Here is a 1761-nt window from a genome sequence, read left to right as displayed (position 1 = left end):
TCATCAGATTTTGCGCGGGATACCCGGTACTTCTAGTGCCGGGAGGGATAGCGCGTCGCTCGCAGAGCGACTCGGTTACGCCACCGCCTGTCCCGCTCCTCCTTTTAGTTGGTGAATAGTCGGGGTGAGGTGATAGCCGTAGCCATCACCGCGTTGTATCACGGTGCAGTGTTTGTGCGAAATGCCCTGCACGGCACCCTGGTCGGTCTGGATATTGAAACTGCCGGTTTTGCGCACCGCGACGCGGCCCGTATAGGTACCGGCCTTTTTGCCGCTAGGCACCACGGCTTTCACTATGTCGCCGGTTTGAAAGCCCCGCACCTGCTTCTGGCGCATCAGATAGCCACGCGGAAAACCATATTTCGTCAAGCGGGTGCGCTGGTAGTTGCCGCGCCCGGTGCATTTGATCGTTAGCGTCGGGGCTGTCCAGTCGTGCAACCTGCCGAAAGCGCCCACACAAGCCGCATCCAGGGCGTGAGTCTTAGGAATGCCGAGTCGCTGACGGTTGTATTTAGTGCGACCACCGCTGGCGACTGCCACCGGCAGTCCCGTCGTTTTAAGCGCATTAAACAGTGCCCAGCGCGTGGCATTAACCGCACTGGCATCGCGCAGCGGTTGCTTGAGCTGGCGTTGTACCCGCTCCAGCCGTGCGTCCGCTGATAAGCCGTTAGCCTTGAGGCGTTTTCTCAGCCCCTTGTCACGGGAGAAAAAGTCCGCCAACGGCAGCGAACCCTTAGCCTGATTGCAGGGGTGGCAGCTAAGGGTCAAGTTGCTGACCCGGTTGGAACCACCGCGTGAACGCGGCACCACATGCTCAATCTCCAGCGGTGTGTCGCCGGTGCCACAATAGGCACACTCACGGCCCCATTTTGCCAGCAGGTACTCGCGTACCTCGTAGCCCAGCAAAGTACCTTGCTGGTACTCGACCCCGCTAATCTCCGGGTTGTCGAGCTTCTGGGTATCAAAGCGCACCAACTCCTGGCTGATGGCCGTGACGGGGGCTAGCTTGCTGAGTCGTTCTACCCAGGCCATGACCGTATCCACTCGATGTTGCAGGCTGGGGGCCAGCCAGCCTTTGGGCTTGGTGCGATTGTTGAAGCGCGGGGCGCGATAACGCAGATTCTTTGACCGGCGACGCCGCCGAAAGCCACGGCGCTGCTCCAGTGACTTCTTGATCTGATAGCCACGATGCACCAGGTCAAATAAGCACAATACATGCCGTTGCGGGCCGTCTGATTCGGTGCTGTCCGTTTCACGCATCAACGCCAGCCCGGTCGTTTTGCTGCCAGGGTCGATGCCCAGGCGAAGCGGTTGCGTGTCACCACCCACCCGATCTTTCAGCCGGATCGTGAACGGATAGCGCTTATGTACCACGGCACGACCACGCGCCAACAGCAACCGGGCGCGCTTTTCGCTGCACGGCATCAGTGGCCGCTTGTGTTTATCCCGTACGAAAACCGCCATGCGATTTCCTCCTAATCAATGCCCTTACGGGCCTGGTGTCGCAGGGCTTTCGCCCCGTCTCCCCTCGGGAAGGTTGATAACCGGCTCCTGCCAACGATATGGCTATCGGCAGCGATCAAGACCTTCGGCGTTTTACCCTGCGCCAGCATGATCCTGACCTTTCAGAGCGCCAAACTGAGGAAGCATTTGGCGGTGAGTCTTGGCGACCTGTTATCAACGTAGCGGGTTGGCTACCGCTTTCCCTGGTCAACCGGGCTTGCTTTTACAAGCCTCCGGCTTCAGCCGGAGGTAATTGAC

At 59.5% G+C, this 1761-nt stretch carries 1 protein-coding gene; it reads right to left on the bottom strand.

The window, feature by feature from the left end; translation table 11 throughout:
* Positions 1-75 precede the first annotated feature (75 nt).
* Complete coding sequence (gene iscB, locus INT22_RS02410) at positions 76-1464, bottom strand: RNA-guided endonuclease IscB (RefSeq protein WP_193067593.1); 1389 nt, start codon at positions 1462-1464, stop codon at positions 76-78.
* Between the last annotated feature and the right edge of the window lie 297 nt (positions 1465-1761).

The sequence above is a fragment of the Halomonas sp. 3D7M genome, assembly GCF_014897885.1.
Taxonomy (GTDB): Bacteria; Pseudomonadota; Gammaproteobacteria; order Pseudomonadales; family Halomonadaceae; genus Vreelandella.
This window is presented reverse-complemented; position numbering and strand designations above follow the sequence as displayed.

Bases quoted from the DNA above. Each gene is read 5' to 3' on its own strand.
- iscB (WP_193067593.1), bottom strand. From the start codon at position 1,464: ATGGCGGTTTTCGTACGGGATAAACACAAGCGGCCACTGATGCCGTGC.